We start from the raw sequence: 1424 nt of genomic DNA on the forward strand, positions 1-1424 counted from the left end.
CTTGTCCTTTATCTACCAAGATCTTCCGGGCTTGCCGATGGCTTTGAGGGTGTCGGGGCGTTTGACGGTTTTGCCGATGTCGTAGCGGGGTGCCCGGTGTTTGTTCTTGGCGCCGGGCGGCCGTCCGGGCCCGTTACCTCGGGGTTTGGGGACACGGGCCGGGCAGGCGAGGTGAGCGCGGATGTTCCTGAACCCTCGGCGGACCCGGGCCGGGGTGAGCCGGTCGGAGGTGGTCGGCTTCTCCCAGGGCCGGCGGAGGTCTTCGGCGAGGGGCCGGGCGAGCCGGAGCTGGGTGTGGGCGACGATCAGGATCCAGGTCCAGCGGTCCGCCGCCTCGGGGGTGCGGAGTTTCGGGGTGGTCCATCCGAGGGTCTGCTTCGCGAAGCGGAAGGTGTGCTCCAGATCGAAGCGACGGAGACATGCCTGCCAGAAACGGTCCGCCTCGTCCGGGGTGGCGCCGGTCTTCGAGGACCATAACCACACGGGCGGGGCGTTCCGGTCCGTCGGCAAGTGCTGCACCTTCAGTCGCATCAACGTGCCCTCGACCAGGGGAAGTTCGCCGTCGTGATCGAGCCATGAGGAGCCGTGGGTGGACCCGGTCCCATGCCTGGGTCTCGGCCTTGCCGTAGTTGGTGGTGTCGGTGACCGTGGTGATCGCGGGCTCGGGCCAGGTCTCCGGCTTGGTGAACCGGAATTCCGGGCCGTGCTTGGGCGGCCGGCCGTTTGTCCCCGGCTGGCGGGTGACGACGTAGCCGGCATCGCTGACGATCACGATGTCCGGGTTCCCGGCCTGCCACTGGCCAGCGGCGATGAGTTGCTCAACAACCCCTCGGGGTTGGGCGGCGGTGACAGCGGTCGCGTCGTCCGCCGGGCCGAGCCGGACCGCGTCCAGGATCGCGGTCCAGGACGTGGAACCCGGCTCCAGAACGGCCACGAAGGAGTACGGCCAGCCCGGAATGAACTGCGACACGGTCTTCGCCCGGCCGTAGACGTGGCAGAACAGGCGCTCTGCCGAACACGGTGCGTCCGAGCGGAGCCATGGCGACACGTCGACCGCCAGGACCAGCCGCCCGCCATCGAAACGCGGCAGCGACAGCCCGGCCAGCACCGTCCGCAGGCTTTCGGTGATGATCCGGCCGTCGTTCAGGCCGCCATACATCGCTCCGTGTCCACGGCGATGCTCGGGCAACAGCGTCAAGTCCACCGGGGACTTCACCGCACCGTCCGCACACAGCACCGCGTCCGCCAGTTCGAACAACTCGTCGCGCCGGGCGGTCAGACACTCGTAGAACTCTCCCCGGAAGCGTGACGCTTCCGCGAACGCTTCCCTCCGAACAGCATCAGGCAGCAGACACACCCTCACGGCCTTCGTCGTGGTCACGTGCACCTTGGTCGGAGCACATGATCAGACGAAGGCCACCCCC

At 68.2% G+C, this 1424-nt stretch carries 1 protein-coding gene; it reads right to left on the minus strand.

Annotated elements, in window-relative coordinates:
• Positions 1 to 133: 133 nt before the first annotated feature.
• Complete coding sequence (locus BGM09_RS02815; protein ID WP_411158245.1) at positions 134 to 1381, minus strand: transposase; 1248 nt, start codon at positions 1379 to 1381, stop codon at positions 134 to 136.
• Positions 1382 to 1424 lie beyond the last annotated feature (43 nt).

It is taken from the genome of Streptomyces sp. CBMA29 (assembly GCF_014596445.1).
In the GTDB taxonomy this organism is placed as follows: Bacteria; Actinomycetota; Actinomycetes; order Streptomycetales; family Streptomycetaceae; genus Actinacidiphila.